Here is a 22,931-nt window from a genome sequence, read left to right as displayed (position 1 = left end):
CAACGCAACGGTGAGCCGGCCACCTTCACCTTCAAGCGGCCACCGGTTCGCCTTCGCCAACGCAACGGTGAGCCGGTCACCTTCACCTTTCCCGACGACCATGCCCACACTCGAAGTTTTCCTGCCGGCCGGCCATGACGACGCCCGCAAGGCCGAACTGATCGCACGGCTGACCGGTGCGACCGTCGATTCGATCGGCGCACCGATCGAATCGGTGCGCGTGCTGCTGACCGAATTGCCCGCGACGCACATCGGCCTCGGCGGCCGCACTGCCGCCGACGGCGCGCCGCCGTCGCTGCCCGTGATCGTCGCGATCCTGATCGCCGGCCGCACCGACGAACAGAAGCGCGCGCTGATCGCCGCGCTGTCGGAGACGAGCGCCAGCGTGCTCGATGCGCCGCTGCAGGCCACCCGCGTGATGATCAAGGACATCCCGAACACCGATTTCGGCATCGGCGGGCAAACCGCACGGGCGCTCGGGCGCTGATCATGCGCTGCGCGCGTGCCTGCCCGCTCATGCACCGCGGCCGCCGGGCGGCCGCGGCATCAAGCATTCCCCGGCGACGATGCGTCCGCCCGAGCCTTCGTCCCGGCGAGCGGCAGCGTCACGCGGCAATCGAGCCCGCCGCCATCGGCCGGGCTGGCAGCGATCCGGCCACCGTGGCGCGTCACGATGCTCTTGCACAGCGACAGCCCGATTCCGTTCCCCCCGGCCTTCGACGACGAGAAGCCGTCGAACAGCCGGTCGTGAGCGTCCGCCGCGACACCCGGGCCGTTGTCGATCGCGCGCAGCACTGCATGCCCGCCGACGCTCGCCGTGCCGAGCGTCAACGTGCGCGGCACACGCTCGCAACCGGCGAACGCCTCGATCGCGTTGAACGCGAGATTCAGGATCACCTGCCCGATCAGCACGCGCTCGCAGCGGATCGGCAGCGGCGCGTCGGCCTGCACGATCGTGACCGTCACGCCGGCCTCCTTCGCGCGCAGCTCGATGAAATACGCGACGTCCGCAAGAATGTCGCGCAGGTCGGCGAGCGCGACGACCGGCTCGCGCTTCACGATGAACTCGCGCACGCTCTTGATGATCAGCGCCGCATGCTCGGCCTGCCGGTCGGCGCTGCGCAGCCCCCAGATCGCGTCGTCGATCGCGCCGCGCGCGTTCAGCCGCTGCACCGCGCCTTCGATGAAATTGCGCACGGCCGCGAGCGGCTGGCTCAGCTCGTGCGCGATCACGCTCGCCATTTCGCCCATCGCGTTGTAACGGCCCGCGTGTTCGAGCATGCGCGCTTCCGCGCGGCGGGCGTCCTCGATCGCGACTTCGTCGCTCACGTCGCGGAACTGCACGAGCAGCCCGACGAGATCGTCCTCGATCTCGACCTGCCGGCACAGGATGCGCAGCCAGCACGACGAGCCGTCGCGCCGCACGATCCGGTAGCGCTGCGGCGCGGATGGATACGCGGACGGCGCATCGCGCAGCTGCGCGACGAGCCGGTCGCGGTCGGCCTCGGAGCAGTAGTCGAGCACCTCGCCGAGCGCTTCGTCGGGTGCGAGCCCGAGCACGCGGCGGCCCGACTCGCTGATGAACTGCACGCCGCCGTGCGGCGTGACGACCGCGATGCCTTCGTCGAGGTCCTGCATGAATTCGCGCAGCCGCGCCTCGTAGCGGCGCAACTGCTGGCGCACCGCCTCTTCCGCGCTGATGTCGCGGAACTGCACCATCACGACGTCGCGCCCGCGCAGCGGCACGTAGGTGGCGGTCGCCTCGGACAGCATGTCGACGCCCGTGCGCGACCGATAGCACCACTCGTACACCTGCGGCCCGTCGACGAGCGCGCGATCCCACGCGCTCACGGCGATCTCGCGCTGGTATTTCGGCTCGGGACGCGTCATGTCCGGCGCCTTCAGCGGCAGCAGCTCCTCGACGGAAAAACCGAGCGCGATGCACGCGGCGCGGTTCGCCCACACGATCGCCTTGGTGTGCGCGTCGTGCAGCAGCACGCAAGTCGTCAGCGCGTCGAGCAGCCGGTGGAAATCGTCTTCGTCGGGGAAACTCATGATCGGCTTCGGATGAGGTCGCGCGGCATCGTGCGACCGGAAACCCAACATAGCACCGGCGCGCGCCGCCCGCATCTGAAGATTTCTTTAGTGCGGCACGGAACGTCACCAGTCGCACGGCCCAACGCACCAATTGCTGCGTGTTTTCGGCGTTTCTAGACTGGTTGCATCGTCGTGACCACCCCGCATTCGAACCCCCAGCCGCCCCAGGAGACAGCCATGCCCCACGCCGCCCTTGCCCTCGACACCGCACCGGGCGCTCCCCACGCGGCCAGCGAACCGGCCGCCCGGCTGTCGCCGCTCGACGCCGTGATCGAGACCGTCGCCGCGCGCCGCGAAGAATTCGACCGCCTGTCGCACGTGCCGCGCGACGTGATCGCGCTGTTCAAGCAGGCCGGCATCTATCGCGCGGGCACGCCGCGCCGGTTCGGCGGCGATGCGCTCGCGCCGACCGCGTTCCTCGACATGATCGAGCGGATCGCGACCGCCGACGGCTCGGCCGCATGGGTCGCGAGCTTCGGCTCCGCGAACGTGTATCTCGCCGCGCTGCCGCTCGACACCCAGGCCGAGCTGTATGCGAGCGGCCCCGACCAGGTGTTCGCGGGCGGCCTGTTTCCGGTGCAGCCGGCCCAGCCCGCGCCGGGTGGCTGGCGCGTGAACGGCACGTGGAAGTTCGCGAGCGGCTGCAAGGGAGCCGACTGGCTCGGCGTCGGCATCGCCGTGCCGGGCGCACAGGACGCCGCGCCGAACAAGCCGCGCACGGCCGTGTTCCGCGCGGCCGACGTCGAGATCGTCGAGAACTGGAGCGTGGTCGGCATGCAGGGCACCGGCAGCCACGACCTGCGCGTGGACGACCGCTTCGTGCCTGAAGCGTGGACCTTCGTGCGCGGCGGCGAGCCGACCGTCGACGAGCCGCTGTACCGCTATCCGACCGTCGCGTATGCGGCGCAGGTGCTCGCCGTCGTGAACCTCGGCCTCGCACGCGCAGCGCTCGACGTCGTGAACCGCATGTCGGGGGGCCGGCAGACGACGACCGGCGCACCGCGCCTCGCCGATCGTGCGTATTACCGCATCGAACTCGCGAAGGCCGAAGCGCAACTGCGCTCGGCGCGCGCGTTCTTCTACGACGCGACCGACGGCGTGTGGCAATCGATCCTCGCCGGCGACCCGGTGACGCCCGACCAGGTCAGCCTGCTGCGGCTCGCGGCCACGCAGATCGCACGCGAAGGCGCGAGCGTCGTCGAACGCGCGTACCGGCTCGGCGGCACGGCGGCGATCTATCGCACGCACCCGCTGCAGCGGCTGCTGCGCGACGCGATGGTCGTCACGCAGCACGCGTTTCTCGGCGAAGGCAACTTCGACGGCGCCGGCGCGGTGTTCACCGGCGTCACGCCGTTCCCGGGCTATCTGTAACCTGCATCGACCGAATTGCTTTTGAACGCGCATGAAGCCGAAGCGCCGTCGCCGGCCGGTTCATGCGCCCCACCGATTCCTCTGGAGAACCTGATATGTCCGATTCGAATCCGCTGCCGCTGCGCGTCCTGTTCTGCTGCGGCGTGTCGCAAAACTTCTTCGACCTGCCGCGCGAGAAAATCGGCGAAGTATGGCAGGCGTACGGCGCGATGCTCGCTGCCGTCGAAGCGATGCCCGGCGTGCGTGTGCTCGGCGTGATGGATGACGACCGCCTCGTGGTCGGCCAGGCCGACGGCGCGCCGTGGACCTTCTACATCATGGCCGACGTCGCCGACTTCGACACGACGGTCGCCGTATGCAACCTGTATCGCACGACGCCGGTCGGCGAATACAACCTGTGGCGCTACGGCAAGATCGAGGCGCGCGTCGGCCGTGCGCTGACGGTGCCGCCGGCCGCGAAGCCCGCGGCGTGAGGCGCGCGATGACCGACCTGACTCCCGGCCTGATCGATGCGCTCGCACAGCGCCTGGCGGCGCTCGACGCCGAGCGCGCGGTGCGCGCGACGATCACGCGCTACATGGCGCTGTGCGACGTGCCCGAGGATGCCGGCGACGGCCCGTCGCTCGCCGGGCTGTTCACGCCCGACGCCGTGTGGGAAGGCATCGGCCCGCAGTATGCGCAAAAGTTCGGCCGCCTCGAAGGCACCGCCGCGATCGTCGCGATGCTGGGCCGCTACCTGCCGCCCGATCCGCACTTCTCGGCGAACCTGCACTTCCTGACGTCGGAGTCGATCGAGATCGGCGCCGGCAACACGCGCGCGCGTGGCCGCTGGATCATGCTGCAGGCGTCGCGCTACGCGGACGGCGCGGCCGAGTTGATCGCCGCGCGGCTGACCGTCGATTTCGCGCCGGCCGCTAACGGTTCTGCGTGGCTGATCCGCCATTTCCGCACCGAACGCGTGCTCGACGGCCCCTGGCCGCTCGCCGCGCCACGGCCCTGATTGCTGCTCCTTTCCACCGCTTGCTCACGATACCGACCATGACAGGCTTCATCGACACCTTCACGCTCGGCGGCCCCGGCCCCACGATCGCGATCAAGGACACGATCGACATCGCAGGCTATCCGACCCGCGCGGCGAGCCGTGCGCTCGCCGACGCACCGCCGGCCACGCAACACGCGGACGTCGTCCGCCTGCTGCTCGACGCGGGCTGGCAAATTGCCGGCAAGGCGAACATGCACGAGCTCGCATTCGGCATGACCGGCATCAACGACTACACGGGCACGCCCGTCAATCCGCAGGACGCGACGCGCATTCCGGGCGGCTCGTCGAGCGGTTCCGCTTCGCTCGTCGGGCTCGGTACGGTCGAAGCGGCGCTTGGCACCGACACGGGCGGCTCGATTCGCGGGCCGGCGGCCTGCTGCGGCGTGGCCGGGCTGAAGCCGACGTTCGGCCGCGTGTCGCGGCGCGGCGTCGCGCCAGCCGACACCACGCTCGATTGCGTCGGGCCGTTCGCACGCGACATCCGCACGCTGGTTGCGGTGATGGCCGCGATCGCGCCGGGCTTCGATCGTGCGCAAGCCGCGGCCTCCGTGGCAGGCTGCACGGTCGCGCACATCACGGTCGACGCCGACCCGGCCATCGCCGCCGCGCTCGACGCGGCCATACGCGCGTCGGGCCTGCACGCGCACGCGGCCGTGCTCGACGACATGGCGGCGTCGTTCGTCGCCGGGCTCACCGTGATCAACGCGGAAACGTCGCGTGCGTTCGGCCATCTCGTCGAAACCGGCAAGCTTGGCGCCGATCTCGATGCCCGATTGCGTGCGGCCGCAACGACCACGCCCGCGGCATTGCAAGAGGCCGAAGCCGGACGTGCACGCTTCATCGCACAGGTCGACGCCGCGCTCGAACACGCGGACGTGCTCGTGCTGCCGACGCTGCCCGCGCTGCCGATCACGCTGCAGCAGGCGCGCGATGGCGTATCGGTGATCGCGATGTCGTCGCTGATCCGGCCGTTCAACCTGAGCGGCCATCCGGCACTCAGCCTGCCGCTGCCGCTCGCCGGTTCGCCGCTGAAGGCCGGCCTGCAGATCGTCGGGCGCAAGGGTGCGGACGAACACGTCTGCGCGATTGCGGCACACTTCGAAACGGCACTCGCCGCATGAACCACGATGCGGGCGCGACATCGACCGATGCGCGCTCGCGAACCACGGAATCACACACCATGTCAGACCGAGTCGTCCTCGTCACCGGCGCCGCACGCGGGCTCGGCGCCGTCATCGCCGAACGTTTTCATGCGGCCGGCTACCGCGTCGCGCTGGCCGATATCGCCGCCGACGCCATCCAGGCGCACGCACGCGAACTCGACCCGAGCGGCGAACGCGCGATCGCGCTGCCGCTCGACGTCACGTCGAAACGCGATTTCGAAGCCGCGCGCGATGCCCTCGTCGCGCGCTGGGGCACGATCGACGTGCTCGTGAACAACGCGGGCGCCTCGAAGGTCGTGCCCGCGATGGAGATCACGGCCGAGCAGTTCGACCAGGTGATCGACGTGAACCTGCGCAGCGTGCTGTTCGGCTGCCAGGTGTTCGGCCAGTACTTCGCGGCGCGCGGCGCAGGTCGAATCGTCAACATCGCGTCGCTCGCCGGGCAGAACGGCGGCTCGGCGACCGGCGCGCACTACGCGGCCGCGAAGGGCGGCACGCTGACGCTGACCAAGGTGTTCGCGCGCGATCTCGCCGCGCAGGGCGTGACCGTCAACGCGATCTCGCCCGGCCCGCTCGATTTGCCGATCGTGTATGAAAGCGTCGCACCGGAGAAGCTGCGCCAGGTGCTCGCGAGCCTGCCGGGCGGCAAGCTCGGCTCGGCCGGGTTCGTGGCGGACGCCGCCGTGCTGCTCGCGTCGGGCGACGCGCATTTCGCGAACGGTGCGTGCTGGGACATCAACGGCGGGTTGTACATGCGCTGAGCGTCGCGCGTCGAGCGCTGCGTGCAGCGCTTCGCCGAACCCCGGCAAGGCCCTATCGCGACGCTTCCCCGTCGTCGCCCCACACGACCATCACATCGCGCACGAGCGCGGCGATCGACGTCGCGCCGAGCTTCTCCTTGATGCTCGCGCGATGCACGTCGACGGTCTTCACGCTGATCGACAGGTCCGACGCGATCTGCTTGCTGCCCTTGCCGTCCACCACGCCGCGCAGCACTTCCTTCTCGCGCGCGGTCAGCGCATCGAGCCGCTGGCGCAGCTCGCGGTGACGCTGGCTCACCGCATGCCGCTGCTGCGCGAGCCGCAGCGCGCGTTGCACGCGCTCGAGCATCTGCTGCGAGTTATACGGTTTCTCGACGAAATCGATCGCGCCGTTCTGCAGCGCGCGCACGGACATCGGGATATCGCCGTGCCCGCTGACGAAGATCACCGGCAGCGTCGCGCCGCGCGCGTTCAGTTCCGCCTGCACGTCGAAGCCGCTTTTCTCCGGCATCCGCACGTCGAGCACCAGGCACGCAGGGAGGTTCACGTCGAAGCGCGCGAGAAAATCGGTGGCGTTCGCGAATCCTTCGGACGCGATGCCGACCGATTCGAGCAGCCACGCGAGCGACGTCCGCATGCCGTTGTCGTCGTCGACGATGTATACGATCGGTGCGGGTGACGTCATCGCGGGTGTCTCACTGAATATCGGTATCGGTATCGCACGCGCCGCATACGGGGCCGGTTCCGGCGCGTCGCGCGCGTCGTTCGCTGGGGGTGTGCGGCACATCATAACGAGCCGAAAACCCGCTGAAAACCCTTTCACGCGCCGTATGAACGTGCAATCGCGCTTTTTTTCGCGCGGTGCGCCGCGCATCTAGGTAGAACCTTTAGACGCGTTGGCGAGAACGCCATCTCCATCGTCAATCGTGCGAATGGTCGCCGGCATTTTCGCGTCGTACGCTTGGGTCATCGTCGGTGATCCGGCGCTGCACCGGCAGCGCCAAGCGATCGCCGCTTTCGTCCAACCAGGAGCGCCCATGTCTTCCACGACCGATATCCAGCGACCGGCACGCATCGAGCCGAGCGACGCGCAGAAGGCCTTCCGGCAAGCGATGGCCCACCTCGGCGCGGCCGTCAACGTGATCACCACCGCGGGGCCGCACGGCCGCTGCGGGATCACCGCGAGCGCCGTGTGCTCCGTCACCGACACGCCGCCGACGCTGCTCGTGTGCCTCAACCGGTCGAGCGCGATGCGGGCGACGTTCGAACGCAACCGCCACGTCTGCATCAACGTGCTGCCGGCCGAACACGAGCAACTCGCGCGGCATTTCGCAGGGCTCACCGACCTGCCGATGGCGCGACGCTTCGACCTGCCCGTGTGGGATCGCGGCGAGCAGGACGTGCCCGTGCTGCGCGACGCGCTCGCGAGCCTGCAGGGCACGATCGCCGACATGAAGGAAGTCGGCTCGCATTCGGTGATGTTCATCGAGGCGACGTCGATCCGCGTGCGCGACGACGGCGACAGCCTGATCTACTTCAGCCGTGCGTTTCATCGCGTGTCGCGCACGGCGTGCGTGCGGTGAATGGCGTGTTTAGAGCGTGATTACGCGGCGGCCCGCAACGCGCGCTGCCCGGCCGCGAGCGCGGCGCCCGCGAACAGCGTCAGCGCCGAATACACGAGCCCGCGTGCGAGCCCGGCACTATCCGACACCCAGCCGATCGCGACCGGCCCGGCGATCTGCCCGAACGCGAAGACCGTCGTGAACGCGCTGATCCCCTTCGCCCAGCCGTCCGGCGGCAGGTTGTGGCGTACGAAAGCCGTCGTCGATGCGACGGCCGACAGGAACGTCGCGCCGAACAGCACGCCCGACGCGAACGCGGCCGCCGGATGCACGAACATCGCCGGCATCAGCGTCGCGATGCCGAGCAGCGCGTTGAGCACGGCGAGCGCCTGGCCGCCGCGCATCCGGTCGAGCAGCCCCGACCACAGCCGCGCCGACACGACGGTCGCGACGCCGAGCATCACGTAGAACGCGGCAACCACCGTGCCGCTCATCCCCGCGCCGCGCAGCAGCGCGACGATGAACGTCATGTAGCCGATGTAGCCGACGCCGAACAGGCCGTAGCCGGCGAGCGCGAGCGCGAAGCGCGCGGGGCTCGCGGTCGCGACCAGCGCCGCACCGCCGCGCGGCGCAGTCGGTGCCGCGTGCATGCGCTCGATGCGACGCGCGGCCGACACGGCCACGGCCGAGAACAGCACGCACGCGAACGCGAGCGCGAACCACGCGGGCTGCCAGCCATGGTCGCCGTGTGAGAGCGTCGCCGGCACGAGCAGTGACGATGCGACGACGCCCCATCCCGTGCCGCCGTAGTAGAGCCCGAGCAGCAAGCCCGCATCGCGTGGCGATGCCGATGCGAGCCGCGCGGCCAGCACGCCGCCGCTGATGAAGATCAGCGCGCTGCCGACGCCGGTCGCGAGCCGCTGCACGAGCAGCGCATGCATGCCGGACGTGAGCCCGCACGCGGCCATCAGCAACGCGGTCAACACGCATCCGGTCGCCAGCAGCGAGCCGGCTCTCCAGCGCCGCGACAGCAACGGAAACGCGAGCGCTCCGACCAGATAGCCGGCCGCGTTCGCCGTGTTCAGCGCGCCGGCCTGCGCGAACGTCCAGCCGAGATCGGCCTTCATCGGCGGCAGCAGCAGCGCATACGAAAAGCGCGCGAGGCCGAGCGCAATCGCGCTGCCGAACGACAGGCAGATCGCGAGCCGCCACGCGGCGATGCGATCGGGGTCACGTTCCGGGAAGGGGCTGGTCGCGCCGGTGTCCGGCCGCGACGGGCCGGCCTGCTCCGGTTGCGGCGCTGCGCGCATCGCATGTCTCCTTGGTCGTTCGAAGCCGCGGCCAGTCGTGACGGCGGAACCGGTGTTCCGCACGGGGCAATCCCAACTGTCGAGGCTTCCGATTCTGTCGACCGATCATACTTGAGCCGTCGCGGGCCGGCATGCGTTGTCGACAGGAGCCCGGCCGCGGCAGCCGGCTCGTCCATGCATCGCCCGCCGCAAGCCATCGCGAGAGCACGTCGGCCGCTTGCCCGCGCTACCCCCGCAATCCCGCCATGAAAGCCGTGAACAACGCGCGTCCCTCGGGCCATTCCGCCAATCCCGCTTCCGTATTCAGATGGCCGCGCGGGCCGAGCAGCAACGGCGTCGCGCCGCGCGCTTGCGCCCATGCAATGCCGCGCCCGGCCGGGTCGTACCCGTCATCCGAACTGGCGATCGCCAGCACCGGCAAGCCGCCGAAATCGCCCGCCGGCACATCCGCGAACGCACGGGCGGCAACCGGAAAACGCGGGCCGCCCGGATCGGGCACCGCCACGAGCCACGCAGCGCGCACGACGCGCGTCGACGCCGCCCGCCAGTGCGCGAACAGCAGGCACCCCAGCGAATGACAGATCACCACCGGCGGCGTCGCGGCTTGCGCAACGGCTTCATCGAGCGCCGCCATCCAGTCGCGCAGGTCGGGCGCATCCCATGACGCAGGCGCGATGCGCACCACGCCCGGCAGCGCGGCCTCCCAGTGGCTCTGCCAATGATCCGGTCCCGAGTTACCGATCCCCGGCACGATCACGATCGTCTGGTCCATCTCCGTCTCCATGAATGAGTGAGCTCAGAGTCTGGCTTGCCGGAAACCGGCCGGGAATGGCAAATCATCGGATATTGAGACAATATGCCGATGAATTAACGGAGCGGGAAAGCGGACATGTCGAACGGAGAGCTCGATCGCCTGGATCTGTCGATCCTCGAGGCGCTTCAGGAAAATGCACGGATGCCGCTGTCGGAAGTGGGGCGCCGCATCGGCCTGTCGCAGCCGGCTACGTCGGAGCGCGTCAAGCGGCTGGAAGAGCGCGGCATCATCGCGGGCTACGGCGCGCGGATCGACCCGGCCGCGCTGGGGCTGGGGATGATGGCCATCATCCGGTTGAAGACCACGCACGAACACATCAAGCCTGCGCTGCGCGCGTTCGCGGAAATGCCGCACGTCATCGAGGTCCACCGGATGACCGGCGAGGATTGCTTCCTGCTGAAGGTCCTGGTGCCGACACCGGGGCAACTGGAAACCATCATCGATGCGATCGCCCGCTTCGGCGCGGTCACGACGTCGCTGGTGCTGCGATCCGAGCCGGCCAAGCCGCTCGGCAAGGCGCTGCTCGGTTGACGCGCATCGGGCCGCTGATGCGCTACCGATGAGCGGCGACGCGTTCGCGCGCAGGCAGGGTTGCCGCGAACGCCATCGATCACGACGGTCGCGGCGATCGAATTTCCGATGAAAAATCGCCGAATGCAATGCAACGCCTGGAATTCCGGTCATTGAAAAAATGACATCGAATCCGCCATTCGCTTTATCCGTGCTTTACGTCATGCGCCCCGCCAATCCCCCGTGTTTAGCACGCTTCGGCTAAAAACCTTGCAACGCATTGCATTCGCAAATTCGTCAGACTAATATCAACGCCACTCGCCGCGCATTCACGAAATGCGTGATGAGGAGTGGCAACTTTTTAGCCGCGCTTTCATGTTGAATCACTCATGTTCACCACAGGAGAATTGACATGCAGGACACCCAGCAGATCGAATTGCTTGACTGGATGCAGGAAGACACGCACCCCGAGGCCGTCGACATGATGGTCGAGGACGCCGTGGTGCCGTTCGGCACCGCGCTCTGGCCGGTCTGAGCGGGCCACCCGTTCTCGCGGAAGGGCTGTGGCCCTTCCGCCGCTTCCGGAGACACGCATGCTGAACCTGCATCGCGCGCTGGGCTTCCACCCCGCGCTGCGCGACAAGCTCGCGCGCGGCGAGTCGGGAAAACTGCTGGTCGGCCATGACACCCGCAACCGCGACATCGCATTGCGCGCGTTTTCCGCCCTGCCCGATTCGCTCGACGCGACCACCCTCTGCCTCGAAAGCACCCCACCCGCCGATATCGCCGCCGCGCTCGATCGCGCCGATCTGTTCGTGCTGCTGTACGACTCGTCGTGCCTGCCGACGCCGTCGCCGAGCGGGCCGCCGTTCCTCGCCGCGATCCGCCCCGCGATCGTCGAGCACTGGAGCAAGTCGGTGCTGTTCAAGGATTACGGCCCGCATCTCGACGAGGCATTCGCCGAATCGCTCGACGACATCGCGGCGCGCAACGGCCGGCTGATCGACGCGGCCGCACACGCGTCGCGGATCCGCTTCATCGACGAATCCGGCAACACGCTGACGGGCTCGCTCGCGCCGGACCAGAAATGGACGAGCGTGGACGGCATGGGCAACCTCGACGTCGTGCCCGGCGAGATCGCGACGCACGTCACCGACCTCAACGGCTCGGTCGTCTTCAGCGGCACGTTTCTCGGCACGGTGCCGTTCGCGATCAAGTACAAGGTGGCCGAGCAGCTCGCCACGCTGCAGGTCGAGAACAGTACGGTCGTCGGGTTCGACACGGACAACGAAGGTTTCCGGCGCGACTTCTCGACCTATCTCGACCGGCATCCGAATCACCGGCGGATCGAGGAATTCGGCATCGGCACGAACCTCGGGATTCGCGGGCTGTACGGCCGCAACGCGGGGTTCGAGGAACGCCATCCGGGCCTGCATCTCGGGCTCGGCGGCGGCGAAAACGGCAGCCACCATCTCGACCTGATCTTCGCGCGCGGCACGCTCGCGCTCGACGACCGGATCGTGTTCGACGGCGCGTTCGCCGTCTGACGAAGCAGCTGCGTGCTCAGGCTTCGGCGGCCGCCGTGTCGCCGAGCCACTTGAACATCACGAGGCTGTCGACGAAGCCGAGCCGCGCGTGACGGTACGCACGCGGCAACCGGCCGACGATTTCAAATCCCAGCTTCTGCCACAGCGCCACCGCCACTTCGTTGGTCGACACCACCGAGTTGAACTGCATCGCGAGGAAACCGCGCTCGCGTGCGACATGCTGCGAATGCTCGCACATCAGGCGCGCGACGCCGCGGCCGCGCGCGGCCTCGCTCACCATGTAGCCGCAGTTGCTCACGTGATCGCCGGGGCCGCCCGCGTTCGCCTTCAGGTAGTACGAGCCCAGGACCACGCCGTCCTCTTCGGCGATCCACGTGCACAGCGGCGCATCGAGCCACAGTGCGCGCGCCGCTTCCTGTGTCGGCGCCGCATCGAATGCATAGGTTTCCTGAGCGGCGACGATCGCGCGATAGGTCGGCCAGAAGCGCGGGAAATCGTCGTCGGTCATCGGGCGAATCGTGATCATGCGAAGTCTCTCGTGATGGGAATGTCGGCAGGCATGCCGGCGATCGTACCGTGATTCAGGAACGGCTGCCGTCCCGTTGCGCCGCGCTGCGATACGCGCCCGGCGGCACGCCGTACCAGCGCTTGAACGCCTGCGAGAAACTCGACAGGTCGCTGAAACCGAGCCGCTCGGCCACTTCCGCGAGCGACAGGCGCGCGTCGCCGAGCAGCGCCTCGGCCATCGCGCCACGCGCCTGCGCAAGCAGGGCGCGGAACGTCGTGCCCTCCTCCTGCAGTCGGCGCTTGAGCGTGCGCGGGCTCGTGTTCATCAGCCGCGCCATGTCCTCGAGCGAGAACGGCGCGGGGCCGGGCGTCGCGCTCAGGTACTGGCGCACCATCTCGGACGTGCCCACGCGCGCACGCCGCGCTTCGAGCAGTTGGCCGCACATCTGCTCGCACATCGACACCGTCAGCGGATTCGCGTGCGGCAGCAGCCGGTCGAGAAACGCGCGGTCGAAAGCAAGGCGGTTCGCGCGCGCCGAGAACGCGGGTTCGACGCCGGCGATGCGCGGCACCGGCAGGGTCGGCGTGCGCGCCGCCTGCACCGTGAAGTGCGACAACGCGAACGTGTCGTCGCCGATTTCCTGCAGCAGCACGGCCGCGGCCGTCATGTCGCGCTCGACCAGGAACCGGCTCAGCGTGCCATCGAGTTCCGGCGCGCCGAAATTGAGCACGCACGTGCCGCCTTCCTCGCGGTACGTGATCACCGTGAACGCATAGGTGAGCGGCAGGAAGCGCAGCGCCAGCGCGAGCGCGTCGCGTGCGGTCGCGCTCGCGATCAGCCCGTAGCCCCACACGCCGTAGGCGGAGAAGTGATAGCGCTGGCCGACCTCGAACCCGAGGCCCGGCGCGCGCCCGAGCGCGCGCAGCAGGTTGCCGGTCAGCCGCAGTTCCTGCGCGGCCGTCACCTCGACCTTCGGATCGTCGAGCTGTGCGTTGGCGAGCCCGGTGCCGGCCAGCAGCGTCGTGTGCGGCACGCCGCGTTCGTCGCCGAAATCGACCAGCAGCCGGGCGCTGGCCGGACTCCGGGTGAAATCCCAGAAGCTCATGCGGAGAAACCCTCGAAGCGCCGATTTGGCCCAAATACTAAAACAATTGTCCCGAAGCAGCATTGGTGTTTTCCCATGCGGCCAGCACCATCGGCGTCAACCAGTCGTCATCCGAACGACGCCATCGCCCTCCGGAGGAGACACCATGCGACCGAGTCGCCCGACCGATCCCGCAGCCCGCTTCGCATGCCGGCGCGACGCTTTCGTCGCGTTCCTCGCGTTCGCCGCGTTTGGCCGCGACCCCGCCCCGCCGCTCGCGCCCCGCCTGCCGCACGCCGGCCGCCCGTGCACGCAGCCGCGCCCCGCTTGATCCATCGACCCTCGGAGGACCAATCCATGAGCAAGACTTTCGACTACATCGTCGTGGGCGGCGGTTCGGGCGGCAGCGTCGTCGCCGGGCGGCTGACCGAGGACCCGGCCGTGACCGTCTGCGTGCTCGAGGCCGGCGGCCGCGGCGACGGCACGCTCGTCAACGTGCCGACCGGCGCGGTCGCGATGATGCCGACCCGCATCAACAACTGGGCCTTCGACACGGTGCCGCAGCCGGGCCTCGGCGGGCGCATCGGCTACCAGCCGCGCGGCAAGGTGCTGGGCGGTTCGTCGGCCATCAACGCGATGGTCTATATCCGCGGCCATCGCGTCGACTACGACGGCTGGGCCGCGCTCGGCAACGAAGGCTGGAGCTACGACGACGTGCTGCCGTACTTCCGCCTGAGCGAGCACAACGAGCGCTTCGACGATGCGTGGCACGGCCGCGACGGCCCGCTGTGGGTGAGCGACCTGCGCACCGGCAACCCGTTCCATGCGCGCTACCTGGAAGCCGCGCGGCAGGCAGGACTGCCGCTCACCGACGATTTCAACGGCGCGCAGCAGGAAGGCATCGGCCTCTACCAGGTCACGCAGAAGCACGGCGAACGGTGGAGCGCCGCGCGCGCATACCTGCTGCCGCACATCGGCCGCCGCGACAACCTGACGGTCGAGACGCACGCGCAGGTGCTGCGCGTCCTGTTCGACGGCACGCGCGCGATCGGCGTCGAGGTGCGGCAGCGGGGCGAGGTCCGCACGCTGCGCGCGCGGCGTGAAGTCGTGCTCGCGGCCGGCGCGCTGCAAACGCCGCAGTTGCTGATGCTGTCGGGCGTCGGCCCGGGCCGCGAACTCCAGCAACAGGGCATCGCCGTGCACGCCGACCTGCCCGGCGTCGGCCGCAACCTGCAGGATCATCCGGATTTCATCTTCGGCTACCGCACGCGCAGCGTCGACACGATGGGCGTGTCCGTGGGCGGCGGCCTGCGCATGCTGCGCGAGCTGGCGCGTTTTCGCCGTGAACGGCGCGGGATGCTGACGTCGAATTTCGCGGAAGGCGGCGGCTTCCTGAAGACGCGCGCCGAGCTCGACGCGCCGGACATCCAGCTGCACTTCGTCGTCGCGCTCGTCGACGATCATGCGCGCAAGCTGCACGCCGGCCACGGGCTGTCGTGCCACGTATGCCTGCTGCGGCCGCGCAGCCGCGGCTCGGTCACGCTGAACAGTGCCGATCCGCTCGCGGCGCCGCGCATCGATCCCGCGTTCTTCGACGATCCGCGCGACCTCGACGACATGGTCGCGGGCTTCCGCCTCACACGACGGCTGATGGAAGCGCCGGCACTCGCCGGCTGGACCACGCGCGACCTGTTCACCGCGAACGCCGACACCGACGATGACATCCGCGACGTGCTGCGGCGGCGCACCGACACCGTGTATCACCCGGTCGGCACGTGCCGGATGGGGCACGACGCGCTCGCCGTCGTCGATCCGCAACTGCGCGTGCGCGGCCTGCAGGGGCTGCGCATCGTCGATGCGTCGGTGATGCCGACACTCATCGGCGGCAATACCAACGCACCGACGATCATGATCGCCGAGAAGGCCGTCGACCTGATGCGGGGCGTGTGCCGCACATCCGCACAACCGCAACGCGAAACCGTCAGGATGACGACGGATCTCGACACAGTTCCTGCCGCGAGTGCCGCGCACGATGCCATCCAGCCCGAGGAAACCCGCCATGTTGTCGCCTGATACCGCTCGCGCCGCCGAATCCACCGTACCGCTCGCGGCGATCATCATCGGTGCCGGCTTCGCCGGCATCGGCATGGCGATCGCGCTGCAACGTGCCGGCATCCACGATTTCGCGATCGTCGAACGCTCGCACGATGTCGGCGGCGTGTGGCGCGACAACCGCTACCCGGGCGCCGCCTGCGACGTGCCCTCGCACCTGTACTCGTTCTCGTTCGAGCCCAATCCGGCGTGGTCGCGCGTGTTCGCGCCGCAGCCCGAAATCCATGCGTACCTGCAGCATTGCGCGCGCAAGTACGGCCTCGCGCGCTACCTGCGCTTCGGCGCCGAAGTCGCGCACGCCCGCTACGAAGAAGCCGCCGCGCTGTGGCGCGTCACGCTCGCCGACGGCACGACGCTCAGCGCCGCCGTGCTCGTCAGCGGCACCGGGCAGCTGAGCCGCCCCGCGATGCCCGACCTGCCCGGCATCGACACGTTTCGCGGCCGCGCGTTCCACTCCGCGCACTGGGATCACGACTATTCGCTCGCCGGCAAACGCGTGGCGGTCGTGGGCACCGGCGCGTCGGCGATCCAGTTCGTCCCCGCGATCGCGGGCGACGTGAAGCAGCTCGTTGTATTCCAGCGTTCGCCGGCCTATGTGATGCCGCGCCCCGACCGCGCGTACCGCCCGTGGGAGAAAGCGCTGTTCCGCCGGTTGCCGTGGGCGATGAAGCTGCATCGCGCATCGATCTACCTGCGCTACGAATCGCGCGCGATCGCGTTCACGCGCCTGCACAAGCTGATGAAGGTCGCGGTCGGCCAGCCCTTTCACACACTGCTCGCACGCGACGTGCCGGACCCCGCGCTGCGTGCGCGGCTCACGCCCGACTACCCGATCGGCTGCAAGCGCATCCTGCTGTCGAGCGACTACCTTGCCGCGATGAGCCGCGACAACGTCGAACTCGTCACGCAGCGGATCCGGCGCGTGACGGAGGACGGCATCGAGACCGTCGACGGTGTACATCATCCGGTCGATGCGATCATCTACGGCACCGGGTTCGCGGCGACCGAGTTCCTGTCGCCGATGCATATCACCGGCCGCGACGGGCTCGACCTGAACGACGCATGGCGGCGCGGCGCGCAGGCGTATCTCGGGCTCACCGTGCCCGGTTTTCCGAACTTCTTCATGCTGTACGGCCCGAACACCAACCTCGGCCACAACTCGATCGTCTACATGCTCGAAAGCCAGATCGCGCACGTGATGCGTTGCCTGCGCACGATGCGGCGCGATGGCGCGCGCGAGATCGACGTCGATGCACGCCGCTACCGGCGCTTCAACGTGCATGTGCAACAGCGGCTCGAAGGCTCGGTGTGGAACAGCTGCAAGAGCTGGTACGTCGATGCGTCGGGCCACAACAGCACGAACTGGCCGGGCTTCACGCTGACCTACCGGTGGATCACGCGCGTCACCGGGATGGGCGCGTACCGCTTCACGCATCCGTTGCCCGAGTCGGTCGCACCGGCGCGCGACGTGGTGATCGCGCCGCCCGCCGGCCGGCTGGAGGCACTGACCGCCGCATCGCTGCGCGGCTTCCTGCGCGTCGCGTTCCGGCCGCTGATCGGGCCGCCGTTCGGCGCGCGCATGCAGCGGTGCGTGGTCGCGCTGCTGTCGCCGCTGATGCCGGGTACGGGCGGCACACTGCGCTACCGTACGTCCGCGCATCGCGTGCCGGTTGAAGTGGTCGCGCCGAGTCGCGGTGACACGGGCGGCGCGATCCTCTATCTGCACGGCGGCGCATTCTGCCTCGGCGGACCGCACACGCATCGCGGCGTGACGACGCGGCTGGCGAACGAGGCCGCCCTGCCGGTGTGGGTGCCCGATTACCGGCTGGCCCCCGAGCATCCGAGCCCGGCCGCGCTCGACGATGCGCTGGCCGTCTATGACGCGATGCGCGCTCAGGGTCATGCGCCGCACCGGATCGTGATCGCCGGCGATTCGGCCGGCGGTGCGCTGGCGCTCGCGCTGGCCATCGCGCTGCGCGAGCGCGGCGAGCCAGCCGCCGCCGCGTTGCTGCTGATCTCGCCGGTGACCGATCCCGCGCTCGGCGGCGCGACACTGGCGTCGCGCCGTCATGACGATCCGATGATCCGTCGCGGCTGGCTCGAACAGGGGCTGCGCTGGTATCACGGCGCCGGTTCCGTGGCCGCCCGCGGCCCGCTCGATACCGACCTGCGCGACCTGCCGCCGATGCTCGTCCAGGCCGGCGACCAGGAGGTGCTGCTGTCGGATGCGCAGCGGCTCGCCCGTCATGCGCGGGCCTGCGGCGTGCCGTGCCGGCTTGAGGTTCATGCGGCGCGCTGGCATGTGTTTCATCTGCAGGCGTTTTACCTGCGGTCGGCACGCGATGCATTGCGGACGCTGGCGGGGTTTGCGGCGCAACGGGTGGCGATGAAGGCGTGACGACGAAGCAGTCACGCGCCGCGATCGGGGCCGTGGTTCGCGGCCTCCCCGGTCGGATGCGCGGTGCATGCGCCGTCAGCGAACCCGCTTGCCACGAAGCGACGTCGTCTTGCAAAAACCGGCCGTTTATTTTTTTCCGTCGCATGCGGCCGTCATGATCTCCCGCAAGCCCCGGCGCGCCGCCGGGGTTCCCCACCCTCGCGGAGACATCATGAAAAGAAGGCACACCCTCAACACGCTGGCCCTGCTCTGTTGCGTCGGCATCCAGTGCGCGACGTCGGCGTTCGCCGACGAGCCGAAGAAGGTCGCGTTCGTCGACACCGGCAACACCGGGCGCAGCGTGATGGCCGAAGCGATCGCCGGCCAGTTGATCGCGCAACGCCACGCGCACATCGCGGTGATTTCACGTGCGGTCGACGAAGATCCGTATGACGAAAAACCCGAGGAAAACGGCGTGATCCTGATGAAGCGGCGTGGCATCGACACGACCGCGCACCGTTCGATGCAGTTGAACGCCAACGACGTCAAGCATTCCGACGTGATCCTGACGATGACCGACAAACATAAGGAGAAGGTGCTCGCGCTCTATCCGTCGGCCGCCGGCAAGGTGTTCACGCTGGCCGAGTATGCGTCCGGGAAGCACGTCGACGTGCCCGATGCGTGGGGCAAGCCGATCGATTTCTACGAATCGGTCACCGCGCAGCTCGACACGTACATCCCGGCGGCGCTCGACAAGATCGCGACGGCCGCGCCGGCGAAGCAGTAATGTCAGATGGCCTGTCGGCTCGCCTGGCGCGACGCGCCGGCACCGACAGGTTTGCTGTTCACGTTGCCCCCCAACCACCCCACCCACCGCATGCCCGTCGCCGGGACATTGACTTTGGCCATCCGGCCGAATCGTCATCCTGCGCACCGGATGAAAGAATGATCTTCGTCCGGGAAGCCGGCTTCGCGGCCTGACATCCCGCACTTCGAAGGCACCGTACGCGCAGCAACGCGCGTGCGATGTCGTGTGTCGCCCCGATTCGGCAATGCGCGCACGCCCCCGCGCGCACCACCCGGCCGCTCGCACGACAACGCCATTTACCCTACTCCCTTTTTTGTAGCTTATAAGTTACAATGCTCTCCAAGTTCGAACTTCTTCGCTACCAGCGCGACGATGGTCGCGAGCCCTTCACCGAATGGTTGAACGCCGTGCGCGACAAGCTTGCGCAGGCACGGATTCGCGAACGCTTGCGCCGCGTGCAGACCGGCAACTTCGGCGATTGCGAGCCCGTCGGCGAAGGCGTGATCGAACTGCGCGTCCACGTCGGCGCCGGCTATCGCGTGTATTTCGGGCGGTACGGCGGCGCACTGGTGCTGTTGCTTTCAGGCGGCGACAAAAGCAGTCAACCCGACGACATCAGGCGCGCCAAGGAACACTGGTCGAACTGGAAACGGAGGCAAACATGACCAAGCTCAAAGGTGCGGTATCGCACCACGACGCGGAAGTCGCCGAACTCGGCGCCGACCGCGAACTCGCGGTGGCCTATCTGCGCGTCGCGATGGAGTCGCTCGACGATCCCGACAACCGCGCGGCCGGCCTGCTCGCGCTGCGGACGGTCGCGGAAGCGTACGGCGGTCTCGGCGCCGTCGCGGCCGAAGCCGGCATCAGCCGCGAATCGCTGTATCGCACGCTCTCCCCGAATGGCAACCCGACACTGAAAACCCTGCTCGCGGTGCTCAAGACCGTCGGCCTGCGCCTGTCCGTCGTCCCCGCACAGCCGGCGCACGCGTAAGCGTCACACCGCCCGCTCACGGCCGCACCATCCACACCAGCAGCATCTCCGCCGGCGCGTTCGTCATCCCCGCCGGCGGATGCTCGATCGCCGGCTCGACCGACAGCGCCTTCGCGATCGTCGCCGCATCGTCGATCGTCGTCGTGCGCACGATCGTCATCAGTCGCGCCGGCCGGTGCAGCGTCTCGCGATACAGCGCGCCGTACCACAGCGGCCGCATGCCGAGCGCGTCCTGCAGCACGTACGGATAACGCCACAGCCGCAGCACGAGGCGGCCGGCCGGTTGCCCCGGATCGACGCGCACGAACACGCGGCGCGTGCTTTCCCCGTGCGTGTAGCGCGGCAGCACCGGCAGCGCATCGGCCGGCGCCTGCGGCAGCAGCCAGCGCAGCACGGTGGCCGGCGACCACGGCGTCGCGCGCTGCCAGCCGGCCTGCGCGAGATGCCGGTCGAGCGTGTCCGACGTCGCGCTCCATTGCAGCGGCAGATATTCCTCGCGGTCGCCGCCGATTTCGGTGCGCCGCACCGGCACACGCTGCCACCCGCCGCGCAGCCACTGGTCGACGGTCATCGCGACCACGTCGCCGACATGCGGGCGCGCCGCGCGGTCGAGCTGCCATTGCGCGGGAACCGTCCATACGCCGGCCGTCGCGAGCACCACCGTCACCGCGACGAGCGCGCCCCTTGGCTGCACGTGCTCGCGCACGCGCCAGTACGCATAGGCGCCGGCCAGCAGCGCGAACCAGGCGAGCCCGAGACTCCAGCCGCCCAGCAGGCCCGACAGCCACGTGTCGCCCACATACAGCCGCGCGAAGCCGCCGAGCACGATCCACAACACCACCGCCGTGACGACCGGGATCCGCCACCGCGCGGGCCGGTCGCGCGCGAGCACCCAGCCGAGGCCGCTGCTCGCGAGAATCGCGAACGCCGCTTCGGCATCGGGCAGCGGCACATGCGGCGCACCGGGCGGCAGGCTCGCGGGCGTCGCGCCGGGTATGCCCGCGCCGAACACCGGCCCGAGCACGACGGCGACGCCGACCGTCGCGAGCCACCACGCGGCCGTCAGCCAGCAGCGATGGATCATCAGCCAGACGAGAAACGCGGCCGCGACGATCAGCCCCGTGTCGTGCCCGTGCAGCACGGCAAGCGCGCGCATCGTGGCGTCCACCGGCGGCGTGCGCAGGTTCTGCAGGAACGCATACAGCGCGATGTCCGCGTGCATCAGCGGATCGTTCGCGACGACATCCTGCACGAGGCCCGCGAACAGCCACACGCAGCCGATGAACAGCAGCGCGAGCACGGGCACCGCGCCGGGCAGGCCGCGCACGTAAGCGATCGTGTCGTGCAGCCGTGCACCGAACCGCGGCCAGCGGCGCGCGCAGGCGTGCACGCCTTCGACGAGCGCACGGCGCAATAGCGGCCAGCCGCGCCGCAACGCGACCCGCACGCCGATCCACACGAGCGCGACGAGCGCCGCGACGACCAGCAGGATCACGGCGACCCGCACGCTGATCGCCGCGGCCAGCGCGGCCGACGCGCCGAACAGGATGCCCGGCGCGACGTGCACGGGCGCCCAGATGAGCGCCGAGACGACGTTGACCGGATAGAACGACCGGCGCGGCAGCGTCGCGCAGCCGACCACGACCGGCACGACCGCGCGCACCGGCGCAAGAAAACGCGCGAGCACGATGCTCTTCATGCCATGGCGCAGCACGAACTCCTCGCCGCGCGCGAAGGCGGCCGCGTAGCCGAAGCGCGCCCAGGCGTTGCGGATCACGCCGCGATAATGCCGCCCGAGTTCATAGCTGATCCCGTCGCCGATCACGGCGCCGGCCGCCGCGACACCGATGGTCGTCCAGCCGTCGAGCGCGCCCGCGCCGATCAGCGCACCGGCCGCGAACATCACGGCGCCGGCCGGCACGACCGTGCCGATCAGCGCGATCGCCTCGGCGCACGCCGTCACGAACACGATCGCGAGCACGAGCAGCGGATGTGCGCCGATCGCGCCGATCCACGCGTGGATCGTGCCGCTCATCGCGCGCGCCTCGGCGGAGCGCGCCGGCGTGCGAACGCCGGGCCGGTGGTGGCAGCGTGAAGGTTCATCGGGCGGTGCGCGCGGTCGCGCCGGCGGGGCGGGTCAATCGAACTCGTGCTGCCGCGCGTCGGCCTCGAGCGGCGCGTCGTGGTAGCCGACCGTCGCGATTTCCTGCAGATAGCGCGCGAGAAACGCGCCGATCGAGCCGGCAGCCTCGTACTGATGCACGTGGCGGAATTCGTGGGTCAGCAGGCGGCGCGTGTCCTGCCCGCGCAGCACGTACACCGCATGGCCGAGCGTGAGCCCGATCGTCCCCGGCGCCAGGAGCCCCGTGTCGCGGGCGATCGCGGCCAGCGACGGCACCTCGGGGAACGGCATGCGCTCGACGATCACCACGCGGATCCGCTCCGGCTGCGCGACGCCCACCGTGCGCGCGTCGTCGGCCTGCTCGGGCGTCAGCGGCGCCCCCTGCGCGATCCCGCGCGCCGCCTCGGCTTCCGCCCATGCAACGGCAGCGGGCAGTGCGGACGGCAGGATATCGGCAAGATCGATCATCGCGGGGCTCCTCAGGGAGTTGTAGTGGCATCGGGCACCAGTTTAGTCCCGAATCGGGAGGGTTCGCGGAGTGGTTCGCGACGCGCCACGCCGCCTCTTCACCGTCTCAATAATAATCAGGGAATACCCTGATTCCTGCCCGCTCTGACGCGTACTTTCTCCCTGGGATTGTTTCGTTTCAGTACACATTCCACGCTCGGCTATCTCGAAAATTTCCCGGATGTGTATCGTTTTCGGATTCGGCGGAATATATTGGTCAGAAGAACAGTCGCGGCGAACACCGG

At 69.2% G+C, this 22,931-nt stretch carries 23 protein-coding genes; 15 read left to right on the top strand and 8 right to left on the bottom strand.

All coding sequences use genetic code 11. From position 1 onward, the window contains the following. The first annotated feature begins 100 nt into the window (after positions 1–100). Positions 101–487 carry a tautomerase family protein gene (locus tag LGM89_RS07250; RefSeq protein WP_226272708.1) on the top strand — a complete coding sequence of 129 codons (387 nt, stop codon included), beginning with the start codon at positions 101–103 and terminating at the stop codon, positions 485–487. Positions 488–546: 59 nt separating this feature from the next. Here the strand turns inward: LGM89_RS07250 and LGM89_RS07245 are convergent, their stop codons facing one another. Beyond that, complete coding sequence (locus tag LGM89_RS07245) at positions 547–2,130, bottom strand: sensor histidine kinase (protein ID WP_226205590.1); 1,584 nt, start codon at positions 2,128–2,130, stop codon at positions 547–549. Positions 2,131–2,274: 144 nt separating this feature from the next. Between LGM89_RS07245 and LGM89_RS07240 the strand changes: the two genes are divergently transcribed. The 5 genes from LGM89_RS07240 to LGM89_RS07220 all read left to right on the top strand — a co-directional run bounded on the left by LGM89_RS07240 (position 2,275) and on the right by LGM89_RS07220 (position 6,434). Continuing rightward, the gene (locus tag LGM89_RS07240) at positions 2,275–3,468 is read left to right on the top strand and encodes an acyl-CoA dehydrogenase family protein (RefSeq protein WP_226272707.1); all 1,194 of its coding nucleotides are present in this window, start codon (positions 2,275–2,277) and stop codon (positions 3,466–3,468) included. Between the two features lie 95 nt (positions 3,469–3,563). Further along, positions 3,564–3,941 (top strand): hypothetical protein, encoded by a 378-nt coding sequence (locus LGM89_RS07235; RefSeq protein ID WP_011356094.1) that lies wholly within the window; start codon positions 3,564–3,566, stop codon positions 3,939–3,941. Between the two features lie 8 nt (positions 3,942–3,949). Next, on the top strand, positions 3,950–4,468 hold the full coding sequence (locus LGM89_RS07230; RefSeq protein ID WP_226272706.1) for a nuclear transport factor 2 family protein: 519 nt from the start codon (positions 3,950–3,952) through the stop codon (positions 4,466–4,468). A gap of 38 nt (positions 4,469–4,506) precedes the next feature. Further along, entirely contained in the window at positions 4,507–5,631 is a 1,125-nt protein-coding gene (locus LGM89_RS07225; RefSeq protein ID WP_226272705.1) for an amidase, read from the top strand. Between the two features lie 59 nt (positions 5,632–5,690). Continuing rightward, positions 5,691–6,434 carry an SDR family NAD(P)-dependent oxidoreductase gene (locus tag LGM89_RS07220; protein ID WP_089497625.1) on the top strand — a complete coding sequence of 248 codons (744 nt, stop codon included), beginning with the start codon at positions 5,691–5,693 and terminating at the stop codon, positions 6,432–6,434. A gap of 52 nt (positions 6,435–6,486) precedes the next feature. Here LGM89_RS07220 and LGM89_RS07215 read toward each other — a convergent pair whose 3' ends face one another. Further along, positions 6,487–7,119, bottom strand: coding sequence for a response regulator transcription factor (locus LGM89_RS07215; RefSeq protein ID WP_011356098.1), 633 nt, complete (start codon positions 7,117–7,119; stop codon positions 6,487–6,489). Between the two features lie 352 nt (positions 7,120–7,471). On the opposite strand from LGM89_RS07215, the gene hpaC reads away from it, so the two are divergent. After that, complete coding sequence (gene hpaC / locus LGM89_RS07210) at positions 7,472–8,017, top strand: 4-hydroxyphenylacetate 3-monooxygenase, reductase component (protein WP_226272704.1); 546 nt, start codon at positions 7,472–7,474, stop codon at positions 8,015–8,017. A gap of 20 nt (positions 8,018–8,037) precedes the next feature. Here the strand turns inward: hpaC and LGM89_RS07205 are convergent, their stop codons facing one another. Both LGM89_RS07205 and LGM89_RS07200 read right to left on the bottom strand, forming a co-directional pair. Further along, entirely contained in the window at positions 8,038–9,306 is a 1,269-nt protein-coding gene (locus LGM89_RS07205) for a YbfB/YjiJ family MFS transporter (protein ID WP_089497627.1), read from the bottom strand. 226 nt (positions 9,307–9,532) lie between these two features. Further along, positions 9,533–10,078 carry an RBBP9/YdeN family alpha/beta hydrolase gene (locus LGM89_RS07200; protein WP_089497628.1) on the bottom strand — a complete coding sequence of 182 codons (546 nt, stop codon included), beginning with the start codon at positions 10,076–10,078 and terminating at the stop codon, positions 9,533–9,535. Positions 10,079–10,195: 117 nt separating this feature from the next. On the opposite strand from LGM89_RS07200, the gene LGM89_RS07195 reads away from it, so the two are divergent. The 3 genes from LGM89_RS07195 to LGM89_RS07190 all read left to right on the top strand — a co-directional run bounded on the left by LGM89_RS07195 (position 10,196) and on the right by LGM89_RS07190 (position 12,177). After that, positions 10,196–10,651: an Lrp/AsnC family transcriptional regulator gene (locus tag LGM89_RS07195; protein ID WP_011356102.1), complete on the top strand. Its 456-nt coding sequence runs from the start codon at positions 10,196–10,198 to the stop codon at positions 10,649–10,651. 391 nt (positions 10,652–11,042) lie between these two features. Beyond that, complete coding sequence (locus LGM89_RS37135) at positions 11,043–11,165, top strand: hypothetical protein (protein ID WP_006766865.1); 123 nt, start codon at positions 11,043–11,045, stop codon at positions 11,163–11,165. 58 nt (positions 11,166–11,223) lie between these two features. Continuing rightward, on the top strand, positions 11,224–12,177 hold the full coding sequence (locus tag LGM89_RS07190) for a leucyl aminopeptidase (protein ID WP_226272703.1): 954 nt from the start codon (positions 11,224–11,226) through the stop codon (positions 12,175–12,177). Between the two features lie 16 nt (positions 12,178–12,193). Here LGM89_RS07190 and LGM89_RS07185 read toward each other — a convergent pair whose 3' ends face one another. Both LGM89_RS07185 and LGM89_RS07180 read right to left on the bottom strand, forming a co-directional pair. Then, positions 12,194–12,703, bottom strand: a complete 510-nt coding sequence (locus LGM89_RS07185; RefSeq protein ID WP_226272702.1) for a GNAT family N-acetyltransferase — start codon at positions 12,701–12,703, stop codon at positions 12,194–12,196. 55 nt (positions 12,704–12,758) lie between these two features. Continuing rightward, positions 12,759–13,790, bottom strand: a complete 1,032-nt coding sequence (locus LGM89_RS07180; RefSeq protein ID WP_089497632.1) for an AraC family transcriptional regulator — start codon at positions 13,788–13,790, stop codon at positions 12,759–12,761. Positions 13,791–14,126: 336 nt separating this feature from the next. Here LGM89_RS07180 and LGM89_RS07175 point away from each other — a divergent pair, with 336 nt between their 5' ends. From LGM89_RS07175 to LGM89_RS07155, 5 genes are all read left to right on the top strand, one after another. Beyond that, positions 14,127–15,842 carry a GMC family oxidoreductase gene (locus tag LGM89_RS07175; protein ID WP_226272701.1) on the top strand — a complete coding sequence of 572 codons (1,716 nt, stop codon included), beginning with the start codon at positions 14,127–14,129 and terminating at the stop codon, positions 15,840–15,842. Then, positions 15,829–18,279 carry a flavin-containing monooxygenase gene (locus tag LGM89_RS07170; protein ID WP_226272700.1) on the top strand — a complete coding sequence of 817 codons (2,451 nt, stop codon included), beginning with the start codon at positions 15,829–15,831 and terminating at the stop codon, positions 18,277–18,279. Before LGM89_RS07175 ends, LGM89_RS07170 begins: the two co-directional genes overlap by 14 nt. Positions 18,280–18,490: 211 nt before the next feature. After that, positions 18,491–19,045: a protein tyrosine phosphatase gene (locus LGM89_RS07165; protein ID WP_226272699.1), complete on the top strand. Its 555-nt coding sequence runs from the start codon at positions 18,491–18,493 to the stop codon at positions 19,043–19,045. A gap of 353 nt (positions 19,046–19,398) precedes the next feature. Beyond that, the gene (locus LGM89_RS07160) at positions 19,399–19,731 is read left to right on the top strand and encodes a type II toxin-antitoxin system RelE/ParE family toxin (RefSeq protein WP_048020341.1); all 333 of its coding nucleotides are present in this window, start codon (positions 19,399–19,401) and stop codon (positions 19,729–19,731) included. Next, entirely contained in the window at positions 19,728–20,057 is a 330-nt protein-coding gene (locus LGM89_RS07155; RefSeq protein ID WP_011356110.1) for a DNA-binding protein, read from the top strand. The genes LGM89_RS07160 and LGM89_RS07155 overlap by 4 nt, the downstream gene beginning before the upstream one ends. Positions 20,058–20,073: 16 nt before the next feature. On the opposite strand, the gene LGM89_RS07150 is transcribed toward LGM89_RS07155, so the two are convergent. Together LGM89_RS07150 and LGM89_RS07145 are read right to left on the bottom strand one after the other, a co-directional pair. Further along, positions 20,074–22,092: an LssY C-terminal domain-containing protein gene (locus LGM89_RS07150; RefSeq protein WP_226272698.1), complete on the bottom strand. Its 2,019-nt coding sequence runs from the start codon at positions 22,090–22,092 to the stop codon at positions 20,074–20,076. Between the two features lie 102 nt (positions 22,093–22,194). Further along, a complete protein-coding gene (locus tag LGM89_RS07145; protein WP_226205571.1) occupies positions 22,195–22,647 on the bottom strand; it encodes a hypothetical protein in 453 nt (150 codons plus the stop codon). Between the last annotated feature and the right edge of the window lie 284 nt (positions 22,648–22,931).

The organism is Burkholderia sp. AU31624, assembly GCF_020420065.1.
Lineage (GTDB): Bacteria > Pseudomonadota > Gammaproteobacteria > Burkholderiales > Burkholderiaceae > Burkholderia.
This window is presented reverse-complemented; position numbering and strand designations above follow the sequence as displayed.